Origin of the sequence: Enterobacter cloacae complex sp. IR5441, from assembly GCF_049238215.1 — a bacterium.
Lineage (GTDB): Bacteria > Pseudomonadota > Gammaproteobacteria > Enterobacterales > Enterobacteriaceae > Enterobacter > Enterobacter hormaechei_C.
Map to the genome: position 1 here is coordinate 1 of NZ_JBMKIA010000116.1, position 1010 is coordinate 1010.

The 1010-nt window shown below is 54.2% G+C and carries 2 protein-coding genes; one reads left to right on the top strand and one right to left on the bottom strand.

Annotated elements, in window-relative coordinates; genetic code table 11:
* Positions 1–359: 359 nt before the first annotated feature.
* The gene (locus tag ACOTX5_RS26620) at positions 360–596 is read left to right on the top strand and encodes a hypothetical protein (RefSeq protein WP_016230891.1); all 237 of its coding nucleotides are present in this window, start codon (positions 360–362) and stop codon (positions 594–596) included.
* A 255-nt stretch (positions 597–851) separates the two neighbouring features.
* Here ACOTX5_RS26620 and ACOTX5_RS26625 read toward each other — a convergent pair.
* On the bottom strand, positions 852–1010 hold a 159-nt coding region (locus tag ACOTX5_RS26625; RefSeq protein WP_421632521.1), incomplete at its 5' end, for a TM2 domain-containing protein.

The window sequence follows — 1010 nt, forward strand, 5'->3', positions numbered from 1 at the left end:
TCCGCCGCGTTCGCCCAGTGACCTACAGTCGGCTCTGGGGTGTCGGGGCTGTGCCCTGACCAGGCGTTTTGGAGTATCGCCACAGTGGTGGCGGTGCTACAAAACATATCCTGTCCCTTCCTTGGCATCTCTGAAGTTTAGCCAGTATACACTCCGCTAGCGCTACGTGACTGGTTCAGGGCTGCGCCCCGAAACCCGCTAAAAGCACTGACGCGCCTGCGGCTTGCCCAACGCCTCACGGCACCGGATTAAAATCCGCTCCCGTTCACCGTTTCTGACTGCCTTTCACCGTCGCTTACGCTTCATCGTTCCTACTGTGTCTGGCAGACTGCAGGGACTATTCTCATACGGAGATAAACATGACGAGACTGACAAACCTGACCCCCGCTGAGAAAAAGTTTATCGACGACGCTATAGCCGCTGCCGAACGTGCGGCCGGGAAGAAGCTCAATCAGCCTAACCGGCACATCGTCCTGAACAGAGCGCGTGCGCAGATTGAGTCGCAGCGTTACGCCGACCGCCAGCGTGCATTACGTGAGGATGAGCGGCAGCAGTCCGATTTTGCCTGGTCACGTCCGCGCGCGCCGCGCCGCTGATTGCGGATTTTGGCGGTTTAGTGGTGCTGACGCTGCGAAATCACCTGCGATTCACCCGCGTGCATAGCCATGCAGTCGCGCAGAAATCATCAGGGGCGTTTTTCCGGGATGCGGGTGAGGAAATGTGCCGGAAACGGCTCTGATGCGCCAGAATTGCGCTGAGGGCCTGTCAGGGGGTGCTGATAACGGATGTTATGGTAAATCTGCCTCACAGACTGGTACAAAAAAAGCCCCGCAGGGCTTTTTTGCTATGAGTTAGCCATATTTTCTTGCGAATTTTTCATCGGAATCGCATAGATAAATAATAAACTCAATAAACGCGATGATCGCGGGTATGAATGTCCAGCAAAAAATTAGATACAGGAATCCCTGTCCTATTTTACCTAAGTAAAATTTATGTACGCCAAATCCACC